Origin of the sequence: Culturomica sp., from assembly GCF_003524185.1 — a bacterium.
GTDB classification, from domain to species: domain Bacteria; phylum Bacteroidota; class Bacteroidia; order Bacteroidales; family Marinifilaceae; genus Culturomica; species Culturomica massiliensis.
The window spans coordinates 3,170-28,171 of record NZ_DOED01000032.1 but is presented as its reverse complement, the minus strand read 5'-3'; the positions used below and the strand labels follow the sequence as shown (position 1 = coordinate 28,171).

Genomic DNA, 25,002 nt, shown 5'->3' with positions numbered 1-25,002 from the left:
CGAAATTAAAATCCCGGCAATTCGAACCAAATTGTCGGCAACAACAATACAAAACCCAACACAATAAAAAATATCAATATTTTCACAAACCATTTCACCCACACCTCATAAGGTATACGAGCGATACCCAATGCTCCGATCAGAACGGCCGAGGTCGGAGTAATCATATTCGTAAAACCGTCTCCAAATTGATAAGCCATTACAGTCGCCTGACGTGAAATACCGATCACATCGGAAAAAGGCGCCATAATGGGCATTGTCAAAGCAGCTTTGGCCGACCCGGAAGGAATAACGATATTGATCAACGTCTGAATCAGATACATCACACCCAACGAAACACTCTTGCCGACATCATTCATCAAAGCTGCCAAACTGTGAAGAATAGGGTCTATAATACGACCATCCTGTAATATTTCGATTATTCCACCTGCCAAACCGACAACAATCGCAGCCGAAAGAATATCCTTCGCTCCTTCCAAAAATAATTTTATGACTTCATCCGACGACCTCCCGAATGCAAATCCCGACAAAACGCCCATAGCTAAAAAAAGTGCAGAGATCTCCGTCAAATACCAACCATGCCCCATTACCCCTATGACTAAAAAGACAATCGTGAATCCCAATACCGTCAGAATAAAAAAATGAGACGACTTCCGGAGTCCTAAAGCACCCAATAAAGCATACAAACCAGTCATCACAGGTAAGGCATAAAAAGAAATAACAGCATCTCCCAGGCGGAACTCCGTCAACGGATAATAAACCGAAAAACCGATTAAGGCCACCAATATCAGAAAATATACGACACAGGAAGCCCGGGAAGTATTGTATTCGACTGCCGCCACATTCTCACTCCCCCGGTTCCGCCAATATTCATCAGCCTCATACATGGGGGAAAGGGCCGGATTGCGCTTTATCCGGGCCGCATACCACAAAACGACAGCAATCAGAACAGCCGTCAGTATTCCCCAACAAACCAAGCGATATTCGAACCCGGAAAACAAAGGCAAATCGGACAACCCCTGAGCGATACCAATCGTAAAAGGATTTAAAACCGCACCGGAAAACCCGACATGAGCCGCGACATAAACCATACAAAGTCCTGTAATCGAATCATACCCCATTTTAATAGCCAAAGGAACGATAATAATTACAAAAGCCAGTGTTTCTTCACTCATTCCGAAAACAGAACCAAAAAGGCTGAACAGAATGATAACCAAAGAAATGACGACATTATTGACTCCGATACGCTTCATCCACTTATAACGCTCCAATCCCCGGGTAAAATGTAAAAAAGAAAAAATCCCCACATCTACAGCTTTGCTGCTATTCATAATCTGAAATGCTCCGCCGATAATCAATAAAAAAGCAATGATTCCCGCCTGCTTTTCGAATCCCTCCAATAAAACGCCGAAAACCTGCCAGGTTTGAGGAGATTGTTCCACCCGGTGAAAAGAATCATCAACAATAATCGTGCGCTTCACCCCATCTAATTCGACGGTCTGTCTGTCGAATTCTCCTGCGGGAATAATCCAGGAAAGCACGGCACAAATAAGAATTATAGCAGCGATAATCGTATAGGTATGAGGAACTTTTTTAAACAACGCCATAACATCTGTTTTAGATCAGGCGAAGATAGCAGAAATAGTTGAAAATCGTAAATCAAAAAATTAGACATCCGTTCACGAATCAGTTGAAGGCTAAACAATCTATACAGCGCATTTTGATGTATAACGAATTATTCGCAAATTTGTAATTCAAAAAATAAAGTCTATGAAAAAAATAAGAGCCGCCATTGTAGGATATGGCAACATTGGGAAATACGTATTAGAAGCGCTTCAAACCGCACCGGACTTTGAAATTGCCGGAATCGTCCGGAGAAACCCCGAAAATAATCCGGTAGAGCTGAAAGCTTACCCGGTAGTTGCCAATGTAAGTGAACTGAAAGAAGTAGATGTAGCAATATTGTGCACGCCAACCCGTAGTGTCAAGGCATATGCAACGGAAATGCTCTCTAAAGGTATTCATACCGTTGACAGTTTTGACATTCACACCCAAATTACCGACTTGCATTCACAACTGAATGAGATTGCCCAAAAGCACAACCGGGTTTCCATTATTTCTGCCGGCTGGGATCCGGGAAGTGATTCGATCGTCCGGGCCTTGCTGGAAGCCTGTGCGCCTAAAGGCATTACTTATACAAACTTCGGACCGGGCATGAGCATGGGACATACCGTAGCAGTAAAAGCCATTGAAGGTGTAAAAGCGGCCCTTTCGATGACCATACCGACAGGAACCGGTATTCATCGCCGGATGGTTTACATCGAATTACAAAATGGCTATGATTTTCACGAAGTTGCTGCCCAGATAAAAGCCGATCCTTATTTTGCAAGCGATGAAACTCATGTACTTCAGGTAGACAGTGTAGATGCCTTATTAGACATGGGACACGGTGTCAACCTGACCCGGAAAGGCGTTTCAGGCAAGACGCAAAACCAGTTATTCGAATTCGATATGAAAATCAATAATCCGGCCCTGACCGGTCAGATTCTGGTATCCGCTGCCCGAGCCGCTATGCGTCAGAAACCGGGATGTTACACCCTGATTGAGATTCCGGTGATCGACATGCTTTACGGAAACCGGCAAGAACTGATCAGGCATCTTGTTTAGTAATCTCCCGACACACTAAAAACAGGATGTTTTAGGGTTAAACCGACATTAATTTTAGACTTACGGTTTTTGATTTACGACGTTTTCTACAAAAATCAGAAGGCAGATGCAAATAATCTAAAACCGTAAATCTAAAATTTAATAAAAAATGTCTTCGATAAAAACAAGCAAACGGAAGTCTTCGAATATACATCCAAACATTTTTATTATCCTGTAAACTTTAGTACTTTCGCAAGGCAGAATTTTCAATTTTGCCTCAAAAATCATGACAGATAAGTTAAAAGAAGAAGTATTCAAAGCAACTGAAATTCTTAAACAAGGAGGAGTTATTCTCTATCCTACAGATACGATTTGGGGACTCGGTTGTGATGCAACCAACGAAAAAGCCGTAAAACGCATTTACGAAATCAAACAACGTGAAGACAACAAATCAATGCTCGTTTTACTCGACGATGCAGGAAAAATAGCTTCTTATGCAGATGTCCCGGACATTGCGCTACAACTGATAGAAGTCAGTGACAAACCGATGACGATCATTTATCCCAATGCCCGCAATCTGGCATCCAATTTAATCAATGCCGCAGATCAAACGATAGGCATCCGTATCACGGAAGAGGAATTCAGCAAATCCCTGATATTCCGGTTTCGCAAACCCATTGTTTCTACGTCGGCCAATATCAGCGGACAGCCCTCGCCCGGTTGTTATGCGGAAATCAGTGACGAAGTTAAAAATGCAGTCGACTACATCGTCGACTTCCGTCGGGGCGACAAACAAAAACATACTCCTTCGAGCATTGTCAAACTTGACACAGACGGTACAATCCAGGTAATCCGAAAATAATAAACATACATTCATGGCACTTATTCTCAATATCGATACAGCGACTTCCGTATGCTCTGTTGCTTTGGCCAAAGAGGGACAAATACTCGGAATAAAAGAAAATACGGAAGGGTTAAATCATTCTGTACTACTGGGCACTTTCATCGACGAACTGCTGAAAGAATTCAATATGGAAGTCAAGCAACTGGACGCTATAGCAGTAAGCATGGGTCCCGGTTCATACACAGGCTTACGCATCGGTGTATCTATGGCCAAAGGCCTTTGCTATGGAGGTCAGAAACCCCTGATTGCAGTGAATACACTCCAGGCTTTAGCCCGGTCTGTATCGGATAAACTGAAAGAAGAAGCCTGGTATTGTCCAATGATCGACGCCCGAAGGATGGAAGTATATACAGCCTTTTTCGACCGGGCCAACCGGCCCATGGCCGATACGAAGGCTGAAATCATCACACAGGATTCTTTCGCAGCCATTCTTTCCGCCCGCAAAGTATATTTTTTCGGGAACGGTAGCCACAAAACCCAAACACTCATAACTTCCCCTAATGCTCATTTTTTGGAAAACATAGAAAGTTCGGCTTCTTATATGACAGAAATTGCCGAAGAAAAATTCCGGGAAGGTCATTTTGAAGACGTCGCTTATTTTGAACCTTTCTATCTGAAAGACTTCGTCGCAACCGTTCCGAAGCACAAAGTCATTTGATTAGAAGAGGATATAAAAAGTTTTTATTATTTTTGTGACCAGAAAGAATAATAAAAATAAATCTAATCAATGGCAACAACAGCTGATTTTAAAAACGGATTATGTATCGTTTTCAAAGACGACCTGTACACAATCGTACAATTTCAACATGTAAAACCGGGGAAAGGTCCGGCATTCGTAAGAACAAAGCTCAGAAACGTCAAAACAGGCAAAGTACTTGAAAATACATTTTCATCAGGTACGAAAGTAGATACGGCACGTATCGAACGTCGTCCGTATCAGTTTCTTTACAAAGAAGGAGAAGACTATGTTATGATGCACACCGAAACTTACGAGCAAATAAATATTCCCGAAGAATTGATCAACGCCCCGCAATTCCTGAAAGAAGGCGATAACGTTGAAATGGTTGTACATGCTGACACGGAAACTCCGCTGTATGTCGAATTACTGCCGACAGTTGTTTTGGAAATTACATATACAGAACCCGGACTGAAAGGTGATACGGCTTCTTCTACAGCTTTAAAACCGGCTGAAGTAGAAACCGGAGCCAAAGTGATGGTTCCGCTTTTCCTTGAAACGGGCGAAAAAATCCGCATCAATACAGCGGAAGGCAGTTACGTTGAAAGGGTAAGAGAATAACAATACCTCATAAATTTAGATTGTAGATTTTAGATTAAATAAATCCGGCAACAAATTCTTTTGTCAGGCAATTTAAAATTTACAATCTAAATTTCGATATTTCCGTCCGCTACTTTGGTGAGTCCGTCGATGACAATTTTTGCAGCATTCTGTTCTGCCTCCTTTTTAGACGCTCCTGTTCCGCTTCCCATCACCTCGCCCCCAACGCTGATAATGCAATTGAAGTGATCTCTGCGGTTTCTTGAATTTTCCGTAATATTGAAAGCCAACTCCTGCTTATTTTTCTGTCCCCACTCAATCAACCGGCTTTTATAATTACGATCTACGGTCACCAACTCCCGGATATTAAAGAAATTGGGAAAAATAAATTTCTCGATGAACTTCTTCGTGTTGACAAAACCCTGATCCAGAAACATGGCTCCGATAAACGCTTCGAACACATCTCCATAGACATGTTTATTCTTAGAGATATCGGATTTAGCCACCACCGCTTTATCCAAGCCGATATTGATCGCCAACTCGTTTAATGATTCCCGGCTTACAACTTTGGAACGGACACGGGTAAGAAATCCCTCGTCTTTACTAGGGAAAAATTTATACAACAATTCAGCAATAATAGCCCCTAAAACAGCGTCTCCCAAAAACTCAAGACGCTCATAATTCAGTACCGTACCGTTCTTTGTATATTTAGAAGCTGATTTATGAAGAAGAGCCAATTTATAGAGGCTTCGATTGCCCGGAACAAAGCCCATCTGAGAAACAGACAATCCATAAAACTTATCTTTCCGATGAAGATAAAGTCTTATGGATTGAATCAATTTACTAACCACTGCCTAAAAATTTAGAAGTGATTATTTTTTAATTACAACACAGGCATTGTGCCCTCCAAAGCCAAAAGTATTACTGATGGCAACATTCACTGTCCGTTTCTGGGGCGCGTTAAATGTAAAATTCAACTTCGGATCGAGTTCCGGCGCCAAAGTGTGGAAATTAATCGTAGGAGGAACAACATCATTTTTTACAGCCAACGTACAAGCAATAGCTTCTACGGCACCGGCAGCTCCTAAGAGGTGACCGGTCATTGATTTGGTTGAACTGATATTCAACTTGTAAGCATGCTCGCCAAACGCTTTCCGGATAGCTGTCGGTTCGGAAATATCGCCCAAACCTGTAGAAGTTCCATGAACATTGATATAATCAATGCTTTCCGGCTTGATTCCTGCATCTTCAAGAGCCAACAACATAACTTCATAAGCACCTTCGGGATCCGGAGCTGTCATATGATAAGCGTCGCAATTACCGGCACCACCTGCTAATTCAGCATAGATACGGGCACCTCTTTTTACGGCATGTTCATACTCTTCAAGAATCAGGCTTGCCCCACCTTCTCCGATCACGAAACCGTCGCGATCCGCATCAAACGGGCGGGATGCAGTTTTAGGATCATCATTGCGGGTTGAAAGGGCTTTCATAGAATTAAAACCACCCACACCAGGAACGGTGACAGCAGCTTCAGAACCCCCGGCAACAATGACATCAGCTTTTCCTAAGCGAATTAAATTCAATGCATCGACAATAGCGTGAGCCGATGATGCGCAAGCAGAAACCGTCGTATAGTTCGGACCCTTAAATCCGTTTTCTATAGCGATCATAGCTCCTGCCATATTAGCAATCATCTTTGGAATAAAGAAAGGGTTGAAGCGTGGTGTTCCGTCTCCCTTTGAAAAAGTATCACACTCTTCAAAGAACGTTTCCAAACCACCGATTCCAGCCCCCCATATTACGCCAATTCGTCTCTTGTTCATCTGTTCCAGATCCAAACCTGCATCTTTAATAGCCTCTCTTGCAGCAATAATACCGAATTGAGTATAAAGATCCATTTTACGAACCTCTTTTTTATCGAAATATTCAGTCGGTTCGTAATTTTTCACCTCACAGGCAAACTGTGTACGAAAATTTGATGCATCAAAACGAGTAATAGGACCGGCGCCACTAACACCTTTAATCAAATTGTCCCAAAACTCCGGTACATTTTTACCAAGTGGATTTATTGTTCCAAGACCTGTAATTACTACTCGTTTCAAATTCATAAAATAGATATTGGTTTTTTACTTTGCGTTAGCTTCTACGTAAGAGATAGCATCACCTACAGTAGTGATCTTTTCTGCCTGATCGTCCGGAATAGTGATGTTGAACTCTTTCTCCAATTCCATGATCAATTCTACTGTGTCCAAAGAGTCAGCTCCCAAATCATTCGTAAATGTAGCCTCCGGAGTAACTTCAGTTTCATCTACTCCTAATTTGTCAACAATGATAGCTTTAACTCTACTTGTAATGTCAGACATAACTTTAAATTTTAATTAGACATTTAATTTAATTCATGCACATTTTTCAAACGCGCATATTTTTCAAACTCGGTGGCAAAGTTAGAGTTTATTTTTTTTCTAAAAAATTTTTTGGGAGGAATATAACTTTTACTACCTTTATGCAATTGATTTATAACGATTTACAAAATGAAAAAAATAGCAATATTTGCCTCTGGATCAGGTTCTAACGCTGAAAACATCATCCGGCATTTTGCTTCTAACAATCAAATTTCCGTCGATTCGGTCTTTTGTAATGTAGCCGATGCCTATGTTTTGACAAGAGCTCAAAAATACCATATACCGACCTTTGTATTTGATAAAAAAGAACTCGTTGATCCGGACCGGCTTTTAAAACAACTTCAGGAAAGACAAATCGATTTCATTGTCCTGGCAGGCTTTCTGTGGCTTATGCCCCCTCATATCACAAACGCCTATACACGACGTATCATCAATATCCATCCGGCCTTATTACCCAATTATGGAGGAAAAGGCATGTACGGCATGAAAGTACACGAAGCTGTCATTGCCGCAGGAGAAAAAGAAAGCGGTATCACAATACATTATATTGACGAACATTACGACAAAGGGACCGTCATTTTCCAGGCCAGATGCGATATCAGCCAAGCCGACGATCCGGAAAGCCTGGCACAGAAAATACATGCTTTGGAATATGAATATTTTCCTAAAGTCATTGAAGAAACCATTAATAAATTTTAGATTGCAGACGAAACATGACTTTTCATGTAATCATAAATCAAAAATCGTAAATATACAGAATGAAATTTACTCATTTTCACGTACATTCTCAATATTCGATTCTGGACGGAGCAGCCAGCATTCCCGGTTTGGTAGACAAGGCGGCAGCGGACGGTATGACGGCATTGTCACTTACCGACCACGGCAATATGTTCGGCATTAAACTTTTTTATGACACCTGTAAGCAAAAAGGCATTAAGCCCATATTAGGCTGCGAAGCTTATGTTGCCCGGGTATCCTTATTCAACAAAGAAAAACCGATCGACCGTTCGGGAGAACACCTTATTATATTAGCAAAAAATCGTACCGGTTATCTGAACCTGGTGAAATTATGCTCTACCGCCTTTGTAGACGGCTTTTATTACCGCCCCCGTATAGACAAACGGGAACTCGAAAAACACCATGAAGGATTGATTATCTCCTCTGCCTGTCTCGGAGGTGAAATCGACCAAAAAATCATGGCCGGAGACCTTGCAGGAGCCGAGGCCGCTGCACAATGGTATAAAGACCTGCTCGGAGAAGATTATTATCTGGAGGTAATGCGTCATCCGGCAGCAGACCCCAGACAAAGAGCCGAAATCTATGACAATCAGCAACTCTGTATTCAGGAAAAAATAAAAATAGCCCAAAAATTAGGTATCAAACTCATCGCCACCAACGATGTACATTTTTTGAATGCAGAAGATGCAGAAGCGCACGACCTGTTGATTTGCCTGAACACCCGGAAAGACATCGATGACCCGAACCGGATGCGCTATACCCGCCAGGAATGGTTTAAAACAACACAGGAAATGATAGACCTTTTTCCTGATTTACCGGAAGCCATCGAAAACACACAGGAAATCGTTGACAAAGTCGAAGATTATCAATTGGACTCCGACCCCCTGATGCCTGTATTCCCCATTCCGCCAGAACTCGGAACAGAAGAGGAATACCGCCGGAAATATACCCAGGAAGACCTTTTCAATGAATTTACCCGGGATGAAAAAGGGAACGTGGTCATGTCCGAAGAAGAGGCCCATAAAAAGATCAAAAAATTAGGAGGTTACGAACGGATTTACCGTATCAAACTGGAAGCCGACTACCTGAAGGAATTGACCATGAAGGGGGTGATAAAACGCTATGGCGAAAACCCGTCCCCTGAAGTCATGGAACGAATCAACTTCGAATTACACATCATGAAAACCATGGGATTTCCCGGTTATTTCCTGATTGTGCAAGATTTTATTCAGGCAGCCCGGGATATGGGCGTAATCGTAGGTCCGGGACGCGGTTCTGCAGCGGGCAGCGCTGTCGCTTATTGCTTAGGTATTACCAATATCGATCCCATCAAATACGATCTGCTGTTCGAACGTTTCCTGAATCCGGATCGTATATCGCTTCCCGATATAGATGTCGACTTTGACGACGATGGCCGCCAACGGGTGCTCGAATGGGTAACGCAGAAATACGGTGCAGACAAAGTTGCCCACATCGTAACTTTCGGCAGTATGGCTGCTAAAATGGCCATCAAAGACGTTGCCCGGGTACTGAAGCTCGATTTGTCAGAAGCCAACCGTCTGGCTAAAATGGTCCCGGAAGCTCCCAAAATGACATTGAAAAAAGCCTACAAAGAAAATCCGGACCTCGCCAAAGAAAAAGATTCTCCGAACCCACTGATATCAAAAACAATACATTTGGCAGAAACCCTGGAAGGCTCCGTCAGACAAACCGGAGTGCACGCCTGTGGAATTCTGATCAGCCGGGATCCGCTCACAGACCATATTCCAATCATGCCGACAGAGGGCGAAAGCCTCATGACAACACAATATGACGGCCACTTTGTTGAACCGATCGGACTGATTAAAATGGATTTTCTGGGATTACGAACCCTTTCCATCATCAAAACCTGTCTGGAAAACATCAAAAAATCCAAACACCTCGTCCTCGATGAAAACGAAATACCCCTGGATGACGAAGAAACATTTAAACTATTTTCCCGCGGTGAAACTACCGGACTGTTCCAGTTCGAGTCGCCCGGTATGAAAAAGCACCTTCGCGCATTGCAACCGAACCGTTTTGAAGACCTGGTAGCCATGAATGCTTTATACCGTCCGGGGCCGATGGAATATATCCCGCAATTTATCAAGCGTAAACACGGAGAAGAACCCATTGAGTACGACCACCCGATGATGGAGCCCTATTTGAACGACACCTATGGAATCACCGTATACCAAGAACAGGTAATGCTTCAATCCAGGGCACTGGGACTCTTTACCCGAGGTCAATCGGACACCTTGCGGAAAGCTATGGGTAAAAAGAAATTCGAGCTATTGGCCGAATTGAAAGGCAAATTTGTCGAAGGCTGCAAAAAAAATCCGGACTTCGTCAAAGGAGCGCAGGAGAAAGGAAAAAACATTGAAGAACTGGTCAACAAAATCTGGGGAGACTGGGAAGCATTTGCTTCTTATGCATTCAATAAATCACATTCCGTTTGTTATGCCTATATCGCCTATCAAACCGGCTTCCTGAAAGCCCACTACCCTGCCGAATTCATGGCAGCCAACTTGAGTAATAACCTTTCGGATATTACCAAAGTGACCGTTTTCATGGACGAATGCAAACGGATGGGCCTAAAAGTTCTTGCCCCGGACGTCAATGAATCATACAATGATTTCATGGTAAATACCCATGGCGACATCCGTTTCGGAATGGCCGCCATAAAAGGAGTCGGAGAAGGAGCTGTCGAAAAAATCATCGAAGAACGGGAAAAAAACGGTCCTTATAAAGATGTCTTCGACTTTTTCGAACGCATCGACTATAAATCCGTCAATAAAAAAACATTGGAAAACCTGATTACTGCCGGAGGTCTGGACAGCTTCGGTTATCACAGAGCCCAATACCTTCAACCTGTGGATGCAACAATGACCATACTCGACACATTGGTAAACTTCGGGCAAAAAAATCAGAAAGACAGTATGAATTTACAGGTATCCCTTTTCGGAGGCATGGAAGGCTATGAGGTAACCCGTCCCAACATCCCGCATTGTGAGCCCTGGACTGATCTGGAAAAATCCAAAAAAGAAAAAGAATTAATAGGCATTTACCTTACCTCTCACCCCCTGGATCAGTTCAAATTGGAAATCAAAGCCCTTTGTACTCCCTTGGATGAACTGAACAGCAATATGCCTGCATTCCGGGACAAAGACATCACAATTGCAGGCATTATCATTAATAAACGTGAAGGTAAAACCAAAAAAGGAAATGATTTCGGCATCCTGACCATAGAAGATTTCAGCGGTAGTTTTGAATTACCGTTATTCGGAGAAGACTATATCAAATACCGGAACTATTTTATCCTGGAAACGGCTATATACATTAAAGGAAGAGTTCAGGCCAAAAGATGGTCAAGTGATCCGGACGACCTCTCTTTCAATATCCTGAGCATCGATTTACTAAACGTAATAGGCGAAAACCTCGTAAAATCCGTTACCCTGCTTGTCGATATCGAACAATTAAACCTGGAAACTTTAAACGAAATCAATAACCAATTCATCAGGCAACATCAGGCAGAAAAAGAAACAAATAATATTCCTCTGAATTTTATCCTGTTCGATAAAAGCGGATACAATGTTAAAATGTTCTCACGAACCTGTCAAATAGAACGTTCCAGAGAATTGTATGAATATTTTGAAAATAATGATGCCATTAAAATGAAAATTAATTAATTTCGCAAAGTGAACAGAGAGTATCTATAGAATTTCCCGGAGAAAAAAAATTTCCGGAAAATATGGATTGTAATACATGCATGTGATTCATTTATAAACAGAATAAACTTATAACTAAAAACAATATCATGGCTATAGTAGTTAACGATTCTAATTTTGAGGAAGTAGTGTTAAAATCCGAACTTCCTGTTATGGTAGACTTTTGGGCAGAATGGTGCGGTCCCTGCAAAATGATGTTACCGATTGTCGAAGAAGCAGCTACAGAATATGCCGGGAAATTAGTCGTTGCCAAAGTTGATGTTGACAGCAGCCCGGGTACAGCAGCTCGTTTCGGTATTCGTAATATCCCGACAATACTTTTCTTCAAAAACGGAGAAGTAGTAGACAAGCAAGTCGGCGCAGCCCCAAAAACATCATTGGCTGAAAAAATCAAAGCCGTACTCTGATACTAAAATGGAGAATTGAAAGTCATTTAATTTATCACTTTCATTCTCCATTCTTATTTTCAACCTTTCATTTCCCATTCATTTGTGTCTGTATCCTTAGAAGAAATTGTCCAATACGAACAATTTGACAATCTCGAATTTATTGCCTCCCAGATTGTCGAAGGGTTTATTACAGGGCTTCACCGGAGTCCGTATCATGGCTTTTCTGTAGAATTTGCAGAACATCGTGTTTACAACAACGGAGAATCCACTAAACACGTCGATTGGAAACTTTTTGCCCGGACAGAAAAACTGTTCATAAAACAATATGAAGAAGAAACCAACCTACGCTCTTATATTGTATTGGATACTTCTTCATCTATGTTATTCCCATACAAATCGGGAAAAATCTCTAAATTATCATTTTCCGTATACTGTGCGGCAGCATTGATTTATATGCTGCGAAAACAACGGGATGCTGCCGGATTATGTTTGTTTTCGGATAAAATCGAAACATTGACCGATACCAAACTGAATACGACACATACACAAATGATCTATTCTCTGCTGCAAAATCTGATCAAAGAAAACGCCATTCCGTTAAACCGCCCGACCACGACAGCCAATATCCTGCATCAACTGGCAGACAGTATTGGCAAACGTTCCTTAATCGTTCTTTTCTCAGATATGTTCACCAACGGCGACACCGAAGAACTGTTTGCAGCATTACAACACCTCCGCTATAACAAACACGAGGTCATACTCTTCCATGTCAAAGACAAAAAAATGGAAGAACAATTTCAGTTTTCCAATCGTCCGCACATTTTTATCGATCTGGAAAGCGGCAAAGAAATCAAGTTCTCGCCCAACGAAATCCGGGAAACCTACAAGCAAAAAATCGCCGAATTCTACAAAGAATTAAAACTTCGTTGCAATCAATTCCGCATCGACTTTGTAGAAGCCGATATAAATGAAGGATTTCGTGAAATTCTTCTTCCTTATCTGATCAAAAGAAGCAAACTTTATTAACGGACTTCATCCGGCCACGGACAAGGCTTCCCCGTCTTCTTAAAAGAAGGACGTTGGGCGTTCACCGACCGAAGATATTTCCCCAACTCTCCGGATAATTTATGGACTAATTTCGGATTGCGGCTGGCACAATCATCCTTTTCGCCGATATCTGCCCGGATATTAAACAACTCCTTTTTCCCGGTCTCATAATAATATACCAACTTCCAATCACCGTTTCTCACTACCGATGTTGCACCGATTCCGGGCCCCGTATTTCCCCAAAGATTCGGGTAATGCCAAAATAATTTACGCCCTTTAAAGGTATCGCCGGTTTCTTTTAACATAGGAACAAAGCTAACTCCGTCGATATGCTGTACTGTCTTATAATCAGTAATTCCGGCCATTTCCAGTATCGTAGGATAAAAATCTTCGATAATCAACGGCTTATCACAAACAACACCGGGTTTCACAACGCCGGGCCATTTCACCAGCATAGGCTCGCGTATGCCCCCTTCATAAGCAGAACCTTTCCCACTGTTTAACGGTGCATTTTGAGTATGTGGCACTCCATCCCTCCATCCCGGTTCGGAAGCCAGGCCCCCGTTATCGGACATAAACAGGATCACCGTCTGATCCGCCAAATCGTATTTCTCCAAATAATCCATCAAATCTCCCAGACTTTTATCCATTCCTTCCACCAATGAAGCATATGCAGCATCCTTCGGTTGAAGCCCCTTATCCAGATATTTTTGATAAAAACGCATATCGGCATCGATAGGTACATGTACGGCATAATGAGCCATATACAAAAAGAAAGGCTGACCGTATTCCCGGGATTTGTCCAAAGCTTTCATTGCTTCGAGAGTCAAAGCTTCAGACAAAAAAGTGCCGCTGCCCCAATAGTGTTCCAATCCCGGCACGGCAAACCAGGGATTCGGTTTTCCATCCGTACGGTTACCGTAGTTTTTTTCACTTAAATAACTGGTCGGTGCCCCTCCGGCATGTCCGGCAATATTGACTTCAAATCCAAAATGATAAGGACTTTCTCCCGGTGTATTTAAAGCCCCGAAATGCGCCTTTCCACAATGAATCGTATGATAACCGTTATCTTTCAACACCTGCGCCAAACCAGTTACCTGAGTCGTATGCTCTATACCCGGAACCTGACAAATCCCGTTTACGTTCCACTCCGGCAATTGCAAAACATCACTCTTCCGGTCAGTAGACTGATTTTTAGGATAAGTCCAGTTTGTCACCCGGTGTCTGGCGGCATTCATACCTGAAAATAAACTGCAACGGCTGGGCGAACTGATACTACATGCATACGCTTGGGTAAACTTCATTCCCTGCGCAGCCAGACGCTCCATATTCGGAGTTTCAAACATTTTATTATAAGGTGTCTCCTTTTCCCAAAAAGGCACTGAAGTATCCTGCCATCCCATATCATCCACCAAAAATAAAATGATATTGGGACGTTTTTCTAACTGGGCAGACTGTCCGTAACCGGTCAGCCCAGCCAAAGGAAGAGCCAAAGTCAATAAAAACTCTTTATTCATAACATTTTGTATTTCATGATTTTACAAATCAATCACTATTCGCTGCGGTTTATCAACCGCAATACTTCGCAATCCGGGGGTTTCTCCCGAATCACACCACACTTTCAATATCCCGCAATCGGCAACATCCACAACTAAACGATGCGGATGACAGGATACAATATTTACCGTTGCCGGAGAAAGATACTTCTCCTGCAAGCCGATAACAGCCCACCCGTCTGTCACAGGACAAAAGTAAAGTAAACGATCGCAGAATCCTTTCAAATCCACCTGCAAACTATCTTCCAAAATTTCTGCCTTCCGGCTTTCCCAGTCATAAACCACCATTCGTTCCGGCATACTCACCCGCTTACCTGTCATACACTCCCGCTGCAAATAATCTTCCCGTCGCAAAACAGCCGTAATATTGCGGTATTCCGAAGCTTTATTCAAATTATAACATATCATAGCCATAGCCTTCTCACCTACCGGAGCAATAACCCGAAAAGCCTTTCCGCTATACACCGGATTGGTAAACACAGACTCAGGCGCCGGCACGGCCGGAGCTTCAGGACGGTACAAAAGGCCTTCTTCATTGACCAGCGGCCAAATCAATTCTCCGGCAAAATCTTCCGGAGCATCCGACAAATAAACAGGTCCGCCGGAAACAGCCTTGGAACGGGCCATCATCCCGCCGCAAACCGTATCACACGAATGAAACATATCGTGGTCAGGCCACACGGTTTGCCCTAACCACAAGGTATTCATATACGACTGAAACAAATGAGAGCGGGCCATATCCTCATCAAATTTCTTATAATCGATACTTACCCGGGTCACAGCACTGTAACGCGTATGATCCGTATTCAAAACATTCTGTGCCATACAATTGATAAGCCCTAATCCCAAGCGATGCGCTTCCTTTTCCAACGCTTTATTACATTCCCGGGCCTGATATATAACCCGTCTTCCTCCCATATACAAAGGCAGAACAAAAGACTGTACATCGATTTTCAGAAAATCGAAACCGTAAGATCTCAAACTTTCCAGATAATAACGGTAATAAGCCTCAATATCCTCGCTACGTTTACCCGGCAACAGCGAATGCTGAAATACATACAAATGCTTACGGACATATTCCGGAAAATCATTCTCCAAAGCGATACCCTGCCAAAAACCGGGAAATCCATACCACAATCCCATCCAGCGGATTTTATCCGGATCACGCATATTGAGCAACGGAGCCCACCCGGAAGGAAACTTCAGACTATCCGGCTTAAAGCTGGTCAGTTGCTCCGCTTTATTGCGGACATGTCCGTCATCGATCAACACATAGCGTACCGGCAATCCGGACTCTTCTATCCGGCAAATATCTTTCTCCAACTGCCCCTCATTGATATTCCGGTAATAATGCTCCCAGGTACACCATCCCAAATAAGAAAAAGGTTCATACCATTTTTTATCTTTTCTGGCAGATAAATCAGCAATCCTCCGGTCTGCCGTCAGCTTTTTATATGCCTTATCCAAAGTCCCGTAAACGGAAGTATCCGATGACGATAACAAAAAGGGCACCTTCCCGTTCAATGTGTCCAATCCCAACGTAGAAACCAGAACATTCACCGTCCCATCGGTATTTACACGAAACCAGCTCAAACTATTTTCCCCAGCCACCGCTTTCAAAAAAAGACACTTTCCATCCTTCAAATGCAATAACAAAGCATCACCCGCCACACATACTTTCCCATTCGACGGAATACCCGGATAATCATCTGCCCTCAAATCCGCAATTTTCTTAAAATACCAAGGCAAAAGCCGATTCGTATTATTCGGCCAACTATGATCTCCCGCCCGGAAATCCCGGCTAAAAAATACACCTTCTACATACTCCGGCAATATCAACTTATAAATCAGTGTCGTCTGAGCTTCCGGCAACTGTTTTTCCTCCCAGATTTTCTCGGCTGCATGCTGACGCAAATCCACGGGAACTCTCATTGCATAAGCCGGTACAGTATCAAAACTCTTTCCCCGTTCATATAAAAAACAATTCTCCTCTTGAGCATATCCTTCCGCGATCTGAAATACGATGAAAAAGATCAAATAAAACTTCCGCATACCGGATTTTCCCTTGTTCCTTTTCATTTTTCACCTCCATATACGCTGAAATTCAGGACATCCGGAACATCTACCGCTTCCACAACCGTCAATCGCACAACTTTCGTTTTCAAAGACGGAAATTGCTGTATACGTTTATGCCCCACAGACTCTCCCTCACACACAGTTTGCCACATTCCGTCCACTTTAGCCTCTACCTTATACCGCCGGATTCGTTCACCTTTGCTGATATCTTCCTGTATAATGCAACTATGTATTTCGGTCTCTTTACCCAATTTTAATTCCAAGCGATTCCCGCTCCCTTTAACGGATTTCAAAGGAGTAGCGAACCGCTCCCGTACCGCATCCCCGAATTCTTTCAGCCGAAGCGAATCACCGGCAGGAAGCAGACCGGAAGGATCGGGAGTCAGGCCAAGTATCAAGGTCGCATTCCGTCCGACAGATTTACGATACATATTCATCAAATCAGTCAAAGGATAAACGGCATCTTCATCTCCGGGCTCCCAAAACCATTCGTGCCTCCCCTCTGCCCCGCGCAAAGGAGTATCGGCCATAGCCGGAACCCAATATTTTCCGTTCGGATCACCGTGCTTCAACAAAAGCAAATGTTCCTCATCCGAATCCGACTGCTTATGATGAGAATAAGGTTGCGGAAAAGAGGACCAGCAAGGGTAAGCTACCGTACCGGTTTCCGAACCACCCCAACGGAAATCAGCTCGTTGCACATTGTGATAAAATAAACAATCAGGCTGATATTTTGTAACCACAGGCAATACATCCGGTCCGTCTCCTTCCGGATCGTCCGCACCTCCGTCAAACCAGATCAGAAACAAATCACCGTAACGGGTACACAACTCTTCCACCATCTTTTCACACATCTGTTTATACCATTGTTGACGGTTACGGGCAAATACCCCCTCTCCCTGCGCTTTGAAATTATGAATCCCCAGCAGAGAATTCCAACGAATACCGACATAAATGCCCGGCATAATCCCATATTTACGGCAAGAATTCACAAAATCACGTACAATATCCCCTTTTCCATCCCTCCATTTTACAGCCTTCAGGCAATAGGGATTCACATCACTCTGATACAAAGCAAAACCTGTTTCATGCGTGGCCGTCAATACGGCAAATTTTGCTCCGGCATTCTTTGCAGCAACAACCCATTGATCGGTATCCAAATGTTCCGGATTAAAAATATTATAATCTGCGACCGGCGTAATCCGGTTATTCCCCTGCCCGTATTTTTTCCCGTCAAACACATGCAGATCATAATGGAAAACAACTCCCAATTCAGCCTCGTGCCATTTCAATTGAGACCGCGACGGCACAGGATGCCCCGCCGTTTGAGCCATTGTCCCGGATAATAGAAAACAAAAAGTAAAAAATAAAAAACACTTCCTCATTTTATAAAAATATCATTATTTACAAAAATATAAAAATTATTATAAACGGAAACAACCGAAAGAATCACTACATCAGGAATTGCAATCCATAATACGGCAATGTATTACAGATTGCAATCCGATCTTCCGGATATAAACCGGCTTCATTCAGAATATCAATACTCGGCTTTCGAACCGACTTCTATCTTCCAGCCCGGATTCTGATAAATCACCGAAGTCGTAACGTCACCTCCCTCTTTCGGCGTACTCTTCGTAAAATGGTAATAGGCAATCGGATCCAGGTAATGAGCCTGCGGAAAATTATAACCACCGAAAGCCAGATTATTCCGATTGATAGACAACGGACGCAAATACTTATACGAACGGGTGGAAACATTGGGAGCATCTGATTCTCCTTCCGGTTTCAGATTGTCATATAACTTATACATTTCATCCCACAAATTGATACCTTCGATATAATATCGCTGCATTTGATCCAAAGCCCTCCAGCGGTACAAATCGTCTTTACGCATTCCTTCTGCAATAAATTCACAGCGGCGTTCCCGGCGAATATTATATAAAGTGGCGTCTACCGGATTACTTCCGGAATATTTTGCCAAATCACGCTCCCGAGACAAATCAGTATGAGCTATCGTATTATTAAAATCCGTATCCACACCGGCACGTCTTCGCAACGCCTGCCAATACTCCCGGCTTTTCCCATCCAAACTACCGTTTTTTACATAGTCAGCCTCAATATAGTTCAAATAAGCCTCCGCCACCCTGAAAATAATACAAGGGGATACATACTGTACATTGATCAGATATTCTGTATTTACCAATCCTTTCTTTATAGAATACCCTGTCGTCGTCCTTACTTCAGCATCCCCACCCGTCAAATCCGGCTTTTCGAAATAAAAATCAGGACGTAACTGATCACCGGCAACCAACACAGAAGATGTTAAACGTATATCTCTATCGTGTAAAACATCTTCCAATGTCTCATCTCCTTTATAAACAGCATCGGCATAAATCGGTAAACCGCTCGTCATTAAAAAACTTTCCACCAAAGAGCGGGAAAACCCCGTATTTCCTCCACCGTTACTCTGCAAATAAGATTGTACATAATGAGACACCTTTTCTTCCAGACTGTATGCCCGGAATAAAAGTACTTCAGGCACTGTATTGAGATTTGCCATTCTGAACATACCGGCATAATCGTCGTACAAAGCGATCGAAGAAGCCACCTCGTCAGCAGCCGTCATCGCCTGTGTCAGGAAAAAGTCAATTTCCCGGTTTAAATCGATCGTAAAATCTGCCAGATAATCCGCATTCGCCCCCGGCCAGTCAGGACCACCGGGAACACGGGCAGTGCCGGCATGGTATTTTAACCAGGTACCTTCATATAAAGCAACCCTGGATTTAAACAAAAGAGCCGCATTCCGGGTCAACCGGTTTGAAGCCGGAGCAGCCGGTTGCATATACAAAATTGCAGAATCCAGATCCGACAAGATAAAACGGGCAACCTCATTTCGGGGCCTGCGTTTATTGGCTTCTACCAATTCGCTGTAATTGTCGTCCAACACCTTGGTGATAATCGGGAAATCTCCGACAGCCGTCAATTTGGAAAAATAAATATACGCCCGAAAAAAATACATCTCACCAATATAATGGCGGATATTGTTTGTAACACCTGAAATTTTCCCTTCTCTGTATTTTGGCAATACATCTTCAAAGAAATAATTGCAATCCCGTATAGATTCAAAATTCCAGGCTCCACCGGATTGTCCTACCGTCTTCTGACCCAGAATAAAATTTCCGTTTGAACTTTGAGACGTCTGATTATCACTATTATTATCGTAACCGTATTGCCCGATTCCGGAATATCCGGCAGGAGTACGGAACAAGGAGTATTTTGCTGCTCCGTAAGCCGCCAGTTGATCTTCCGTATTCAGGTATACATTCGGAGTCACGGCCGCCTTCGGTTCGAGATCCAGGAATGCATCACAAGAGACGGCTCCGGTCCCCAGAAAAATAGATAATACAATGTATATTATTCGTTTCATAACCTTTCATTTTTAAAATGTAACATTTAATCCGCACGACAAAACACGGGAAAGCGGATACACCTTACCGTCTGAATACTTCCCGTCATACGCTTCTGGGTCGAATATTTTCGACATTTTTGTAAGCGTAAACAAATTATCCCCGGAAAAATAAACCCTCACCCGTGAAAGACCTATTTTCGCGACAAGATGCGTCGGTAACGAATAACCGATCTGCAAATTTTTCAACCGGAGATAAGCAGCACTCTGTACATAACGGGTCTGATTCTGGTTGTTTTTCTGGGTACCGAATATAGGACGGGGATAATACGAGTTTACATTAGCTCCCAACGGATCACCTTCCGGCCGGAAAAAATCATAATGCTCTTTCAGTCCCATAGCCTGCCACATATTACCCGTTGCTCCCCAAAAGTAATTTCCACCCAACAGGGCATCCCGTTTACCGACTCCCTGGAAAAAAGCCCTGAAATCAATACCTTTCCAATCGGCACCCAATGTCAATCCAAAAGAATAACGAGGGGTCGTATTACCGATCACTTTCAAATCACCCGGATTCTTAGCCGTATAATCTCCCGTCGTAATCTCGCCGTCATCATCCAGATTCCGGAACATCACATCGCCCGCAGCCCATGCCGTACCGAGACGCTCCTGATTCGTATGGGCCAAATGAGCCTGCATTTCCGCATCCGTCTTTGCAATACCCACGGTTTCATAACCCCAGATTTGCCCCAATATCTGCCCTTCATAATAAGTTCCCAAAGATTTACTTTCATTCGGATATTTGGTTACCTCTCGTTTGAAATCAGAAACATTAAAAGATATCGTATACCCGAAATCGCGGATCCGGTCGTTCCAGGTCACCTGAAATTCCCATCCTTTCGTCACCATCGTCGCATTGTTCCGTTTCGGCAAATTACCGGTAGCGATACCGATAACGGTAGAAACTTCTGCCGGCGGACCGACCATATCCTCTGTGGTACGTTTATACCATTCTCCGGATATATTCAGGCGATTATTCAGCAGGCCCAGGTCCAAACCGATATTCAGACTCTTTACTTTCTCCCAGGTCATATTCCGACTGTTCATATAAGGAGCCCACGCTGTATTCGGTTTTTTTCCATCGATCAGCCAACTGCCGTTCGCAGTACCTACCGGTTGTGTCAAATAAAAAGGATAATACGTAGCCGTCGGATTTCCCTCTACATACGTATTCTGGTTACCCAGCATACCCCAGGATACCCGAGGTTTCAACATATTGACATAAACGACATAATCTTCCCAGAATTTTTCCCGGGCTATATTCCAGCCAACCGAAAATGAAGGGAAAAAATTCCAACGTTCACTCTTCATAAAACGGGAAGAACCATCGTAGCGACCGTTAATTTCCAACAGGTAACGACCGTCGTAATCATAATTGATTCGCCCGAAGAAACCCGCCGTAGACCATTGACCGAGATACCCACTCGTCACATCTTTACCTGCCGCTGTATTGATAGAAGGAACTTCGTCCGTAATCACATCGTCCCGCCTCACACCGACATCCTCGGTCTGAAACAACTCGGCATTGAATCCGATCATTACTTTAAAATTGTGCATTTCATTCAATGTCAGCGAATAATCGGAATAGGTACTCACTGTTGTCAGGTTCGTTTGCTGACTGGCATAATAAGCCCAGGTACTTCCTTCAGGAGAATTATCGTTGAATTTCATCAGCTTCGGAGTACCGTCTGATGTATATTCGTATACCTTAGCCAGATTCTGTCGCCAGATCGTATTTACCAGCCGATGACCGAAATCGGCCGTAATATTCCAGTTCTCTAAAGGAGTGATTACCACATTTCCTTGAGTATATATCTGATCCTTACGCCGGAAATAACGTCCTCCGTTCTCAATCTGCTCCAACTTCGAATTACGCATATAATGACCGTTCGGATCCTTGAAAGGCATCGTTGGCCATGTACGGGAAATGTCGTGATAATACAAGCCATTATCATCGGCAAACAAAGGTTTATCCAGATCTTCCCGGATCAAGCGGGTCCGTAACCCTACCCGTAACCAATCCGTTACCTGGGCAGAAATATTCCCGGCCACATTAATACGTTCAAACAAATCGTCTCCGTATTTCAAAAGCCCTTCCTGGTTCATATATGCAGCAGACATAAAATAACTCAGACTTTCGGATCCTCCGTTCACATTGAACGAATGCTCCTGAGTAAAAGCCGTCTTGTCAAAATGTTTCTTCGTCCAGTTTTCATTGGCATTTGCCTTTGTATGAAACTGAAACATACCGTTATCCGGATTAGGAATCGTCGTCGTTTTCAATTCTCCTTTCTGATAAGCAAGAATACGTCCGATCGTCTCGTCGTCAAAAACAACACCTCCACCTCCGTTGAGAGAAGCCCGGTTAAAATACATCGCAAACTTATACGAATCAAGCATGTCCGGTAAATTGATCGGACGGGCAAAACGAAAACTGTTACTGTATGTCACTGTAGCCCTGCCGGACTTACCCGACTTTGTCGTAATCAATATCACCCCGAACGGAGCCCGCGATCCGTAAATCGCTGCTGCTGCCGCATCTTTCAACACGGATATCTTTTCAATATCATCCGGATTCAAAGCATTCATATCCCCTTCGATTCCATCGATCAATATCAATGGCGCTCCGCTCGATCCCGTTCCGATCGTCCCTCCTCCGCGGATGTTCACATTCAACGTATTTCCCAAAGCACCACCGACATTATTTACAGAAAAATTCAACCCGGGAACAACACCCTGCAAAGCCTGACCGACCGAAGCTACAGGACGCGAATCGAGAGCTTTTACATCAACAGTTGTAACAGCTCCGGTAAGATTCTCTTTCCTCTGGCTACCGAATCCCACCACGACAACTTCTTCCAATTGCTCTGTGTCTTCCAGCAGAACGATATTTAATTCTCCCCCCTTATTCACCTTTACATCCTGTGTCACATAACCCACACATGAAAACCGAAGCACCGCACCCGGCAATACCTCCAACTCGAATTTACCGCCGATATCCGTCGCTACTCCTTTACCCGTACCTTTGATTAAAATACTTACCCCGGGAATTGTTCCGTTCTGATCCGATACTACACCGTAAACTTTCAATTTTTCAGGTTCCGGAAGTTGAGATTCCAGCGGCTTAACCACCACCATGTCCCCTATAAACTCAAAAGAAAACCCCGGCCCAAAAACCCGTCCTAAAACAAGATCAAGAAATTCATTCTCTGCTTTCACACTCACTCGGCTCTCCACATCAACCTCCCGGTCACTGTAAAAAAAGTCCAAACGGGTCTGGCTCTCCAATGCATCAATCACACGCTTCAACTTTACATCTTGCAAAGAGAGAGAAACACGTTGCATCTGCGCCTCTACCGTGGCACTCAGATTCTGTCCGTAACAAAGAAGGAGGATGAAAAACAATTTCAACACCCAAAAACGCCGGAAAAACAATTTCACGCCTCCACTTTCATCTACATTCGATTTTTTTTTCATAGTTTTGTTGAATTAGATTTAACAATCGTCCCTGTTAAGGGACATCCAGCCGGTATTTGTTGCTGCAAATACCGGCTTTTTATCATCGTACAACAACCCGCCTGCCGTCTATCTCAAACTCCACACCACGTGTCGTCTTCGTTATCAAATCAGCAATCTCTTCAATAGAAAAATATCTATAAATGACTCCGGTAAAAAGATAAGACCGGGCACGTTCATTCTCAAAATAAAATACCACATCATACCATCTCTCCAGCCAGCAAGAAAGGTCTTCCAGACTCATGCGGTCAAAATAAAACTTACCCTTCAACCAGGAAACGCAAGCACTGACATCCACTTCTTTGACACGCACAACACCGTCACCCACTTCAGCCTGCTGACCCGGTAATAATACGGTATAATTTTTCTGTAAGAAATCCCTCACCCAAACCAATCCTTCCACAAGCGTAGCCTTAACATTCCCTTCAGTTGCATAAGCACAGACATTGAATTCCGTCCCCAAAACCTTTAAACGCATCCGGCCCGATTCTACAATAAAAGGCTTCGTCGTATCTGCCGTAACCTGAAAATAAGCCTCTCCATCCAAATAAACACGCCTTTCACAACCGATAAAAGAAACCGGAAACCTTAAACGGGAATCCGAGTTCAGCCGAACCCGGCTACCGTCCGACAACTCCAACTCATAATCCGATACACGGGGAACCACCAGTGTATGAAAAATCTCCCGTTCAACAGGTACATTCACCCGACCATAGGAAACTGATCTAAAAGAATCGATCCGCATACGGATATTCCGATCGTCAAACACCGTATCCCGCTCGATGGCAGATAAGTCAACCTCTTTACCATCATCCAATACTAATACCGCACCACAAAACGGTTTTAAACCGACCGGTTCCGACACCGGACTGTAAATCTCATATTTCTGCTTACTCTCTCTCACCACACGAAAAGCAACCACCATAAACAGGGAAAAAATAAAAACGGCAGCATACTGCATCGAAACACGAATGACGCGAAAACGCCGCTCACGAGCACGGATCCGGGAAAGAATATTCCGCCAGATCTTTTCCCGGTCCGGGCTAAAAGCCTCCTCACAAACCTCCAGCTCTCCGGAAATCAATCGTTTCAAATCCGGAATCGTTTCACTCATATCACGCAATAACCTCCACCCCTCCTTTTCCTTCTTCTCCCAACATGAAAAAAACAGCCTTGAAATAATATCCTTATCTTCCATATTTTCAATGACATTCGTAAAAATTAAACGACCGTT

The 25,002-nt window shown here is 43.4% G+C and carries 18 protein-coding genes; 8 read left to right on the top strand and 10 right to left on the bottom strand.

Features of this window, described 5'->3' with window-relative positions; genetic code table 11:
• Nucleotides 1–5 precede the first annotated feature (5 nt).
• Complete coding sequence (locus tag DD657_RS11150) at nt 6–1,601, bottom strand: YfcC family protein (protein ID WP_287049914.1); 1,596 nt, start codon at nt 1,599–1,601, stop codon at nt 6–8.
• 169 nt (nt 1,602–1,770) lie between these two features.
• Here DD657_RS11150 and DD657_RS11145 point away from each other — a divergent pair, with 169 nt between their 5' ends.
• From DD657_RS11145 to efp, 4 genes are all read left to right on the top strand, one after another.
• Complete coding sequence (locus DD657_RS11145) at nt 1,771–2,667, top strand: diaminopimelate dehydrogenase (protein ID WP_068691655.1); 897 nt, start codon at nt 1,771–1,773, stop codon at nt 2,665–2,667.
• Between the two features lie 265 nt (nt 2,668–2,932).
• The gene (locus DD657_RS11140) at nt 2,933–3,508 is read left to right on the top strand and encodes an L-threonylcarbamoyladenylate synthase (RefSeq protein ID WP_021989149.1); all 576 of its coding nucleotides are present in this window, start codon (nt 2,933–2,935) and stop codon (nt 3,506–3,508) included.
• A 13-nt stretch (nt 3,509–3,521) separates the two neighbouring features.
• Nucleotides 3,522–4,208: a tRNA (adenosine(37)-N6)-threonylcarbamoyltransferase complex dimerization subunit type 1 TsaB gene (tsaB, locus tag DD657_RS11135; RefSeq protein ID WP_287049894.1), complete on the top strand. Its 687-nt coding sequence runs from the start codon at nt 3,522–3,524 to the stop codon at nt 4,206–4,208.
• Nucleotides 4,209–4,277: 69 nt separating this feature from the next.
• On the top strand, nt 4,278–4,847 hold the full coding sequence (gene efp, locus DD657_RS11130) for an elongation factor P (protein ID WP_021989151.1): 570 nt from the start codon (nt 4,278–4,280) through the stop codon (nt 4,845–4,847).
• Nucleotides 4,848–4,933: 86 nt separating this feature from the next.
• On the opposite strand, the gene rnc is transcribed toward efp, so the two are convergent.
• The 3 genes from rnc to DD657_RS11115 are packed head-to-tail and all read right to left on the bottom strand — an operon-like array spanning nt 4,934 to nt 7,192.
• Nucleotides 4,934–5,677 carry a ribonuclease III gene (gene rnc / locus DD657_RS11125; protein WP_021989152.1) on the bottom strand — a complete coding sequence of 248 codons (744 nt, stop codon included), beginning with the start codon at nt 5,675–5,677 and terminating at the stop codon, nt 4,934–4,936.
• A gap of 21 nt (nt 5,678–5,698) precedes the next feature.
• Nucleotides 5,699–6,937: a beta-ketoacyl-ACP synthase II gene (fabF, locus tag DD657_RS11120; protein WP_068691649.1), complete on the bottom strand. Its 1,239-nt coding sequence runs from the start codon at nt 6,935–6,937 to the stop codon at nt 5,699–5,701.
• A gap of 18 nt (nt 6,938–6,955) precedes the next feature.
• Nucleotides 6,956–7,192 carry an acyl carrier protein gene (locus DD657_RS11115; protein WP_009137766.1) on the bottom strand — a complete coding sequence of 79 codons (237 nt, stop codon included), beginning with the start codon at nt 7,190–7,192 and terminating at the stop codon, nt 6,956–6,958.
• A 168-nt stretch (nt 7,193–7,360) separates the two neighbouring features.
• Between DD657_RS11115 and purN the strand changes: the two genes are divergently transcribed.
• From purN to DD657_RS11095, 4 genes are all read left to right on the top strand, one after another.
• A complete protein-coding gene (gene purN, locus DD657_RS11110) occupies nt 7,361–7,930 on the top strand; it encodes a phosphoribosylglycinamide formyltransferase (protein WP_021989154.1) in 570 nt (189 codons plus the stop codon).
• A 59-nt stretch (nt 7,931–7,989) separates the two neighbouring features.
• Nucleotides 7,990–11,676 (top strand): DNA polymerase III subunit alpha, encoded by a 3,687-nt coding sequence (gene dnaE, locus DD657_RS11105; protein WP_287049888.1) that lies wholly within the window; start codon nt 7,990–7,992, stop codon nt 11,674–11,676.
• 128 nt (nt 11,677–11,804) lie between these two features.
• A complete protein-coding gene (trxA, locus tag DD657_RS11100; RefSeq protein ID WP_021989156.1) occupies nt 11,805–12,122 on the top strand; it encodes a thioredoxin in 318 nt (105 codons plus the stop codon).
• 84 nt (nt 12,123–12,206) lie between these two features.
• Nucleotides 12,207–13,130: a DUF58 domain-containing protein gene (locus DD657_RS11095; RefSeq protein WP_021989157.1), complete on the top strand. Its 924-nt coding sequence runs from the start codon at nt 12,207–12,209 to the stop codon at nt 13,128–13,130.
• Here the strand turns inward: DD657_RS11095 and DD657_RS11090 are convergent.
• The 6 genes from DD657_RS11090 to DD657_RS11065 form a co-directional block, all read right to left on the bottom strand.
• Complete coding sequence (locus DD657_RS11090) at nt 13,127–14,668, bottom strand: sulfatase (RefSeq protein ID WP_287049883.1); 1,542 nt, start codon at nt 14,666–14,668, stop codon at nt 13,127–13,129. The two genes, DD657_RS11095 and DD657_RS11090, sit on opposite strands and share 4 nt — an antisense overlap.
• Nucleotides 14,669–14,689: 21 nt before the next feature.
• Nucleotides 14,690–16,759: a Sip1-related alpha-galactosidase gene (locus DD657_RS11085; protein ID WP_437124781.1), complete on the bottom strand. Its 2,070-nt coding sequence runs from the start codon at nt 16,757–16,759 to the stop codon at nt 14,690–14,692.
• Nucleotides 16,760–16,782: 23 nt separating this feature from the next.
• Entirely contained in the window at nt 16,783–18,117 is a 1,335-nt protein-coding gene (locus DD657_RS11080) for an alpha-L-fucosidase (RefSeq protein ID WP_235837452.1), read from the bottom strand.
• Between the two features lie 206 nt (nt 18,118–18,323).
• On the bottom strand, nt 18,324–20,213 hold the full coding sequence (locus tag DD657_RS11075) for a RagB/SusD family nutrient uptake outer membrane protein (RefSeq protein WP_068691641.1): 1,890 nt from the start codon (nt 20,211–20,213) through the stop codon (nt 18,324–18,326).
• A gap of 12 nt (nt 20,214–20,225) precedes the next feature.
• Complete coding sequence (locus tag DD657_RS11070) at nt 20,226–23,729, bottom strand: SusC/RagA family TonB-linked outer membrane protein (protein ID WP_287049878.1); 3,504 nt, start codon at nt 23,727–23,729, stop codon at nt 20,226–20,228.
• An 82-nt stretch (nt 23,730–23,811) separates the two neighbouring features.
• The coding region (locus DD657_RS11065) for a FecR family protein (RefSeq protein ID WP_287049877.1) at nt 23,812–25,002 on the bottom strand (1,191 nt) is incomplete at its 5' end.

Bases quoted from the DNA above. Each gene is read 5' to 3' on its own strand.
- DD657_RS11145 (WP_068691655.1), top strand. From the start codon at position 1,771: ATGAAAAAAATAAGAGCCGCCATTGTAGGATATGGCAACATTGGGAAA.
- DD657_RS11140 (WP_021989149.1), top strand. From the start codon at position 2,933: ATGACAGATAAGTTAAAAGAAGAAGTATTCAAAGCAACTGAAATTCTT.
- tsaB (WP_287049894.1), top strand. From the start codon at position 3,522: ATGGCACTTATTCTCAATATCGATACAGCGACTTCCGTATGCTCTGTT.
- efp (WP_021989151.1), top strand. From the start codon at position 4,278: ATGGCAACAACAGCTGATTTTAAAAACGGATTATGTATCGTTTTCAAA.
- fabF (WP_068691649.1), bottom strand. From the start codon at position 6,937: ATGAATTTGAAACGAGTAGTAATTACAGGTCTTGGAACAATAAATCCA.
- DD657_RS11115 (WP_009137766.1), bottom strand. From the start codon at position 7,192: ATGTCTGACATTACAAGTAGAGTTAAAGCTATCATTGTTGACAAATTA.
- purN (WP_021989154.1), top strand. From the start codon at position 7,361: ATGAAAAAAATAGCAATATTTGCCTCTGGATCAGGTTCTAACGCTGAA.
- dnaE (WP_287049888.1), top strand. From the start codon at position 7,990: ATGAAATTTACTCATTTTCACGTACATTCTCAATATTCGATTCTGGAC.
- trxA (WP_021989156.1), top strand. From the start codon at position 11,805: ATGGCTATAGTAGTTAACGATTCTAATTTTGAGGAAGTAGTGTTAAAA.
- DD657_RS11090 (WP_287049883.1), bottom strand. From the start codon at position 14,668: ATGAATAAAGAGTTTTTATTGACTTTGGCTCTTCCTTTGGCTGGGCTG.
- DD657_RS11085 (WP_437124781.1), bottom strand. From the start codon at position 16,759: ATGCGGAAGTTTTATTTGATCTTTTTCATCGTATTTCAGATCGCGGAA.
- DD657_RS11080 (WP_235837452.1), bottom strand. From the start codon at position 18,117: ATGGCTCAAACGGCGGGGCATCCTGTGCCGTCGCGGTCTCAATTGAAA.
- DD657_RS11075 (WP_068691641.1), bottom strand. From the start codon at position 20,213: ATGAAACGAATAATATACATTGTATTATCTATTTTTCTGGGGACCGGA.
- DD657_RS11070 (WP_287049878.1), bottom strand. From the start codon at position 23,729: ATGAAAAAAAAATCGAATGTAGATGAAAGTGGAGGCGTGAAATTGTTT.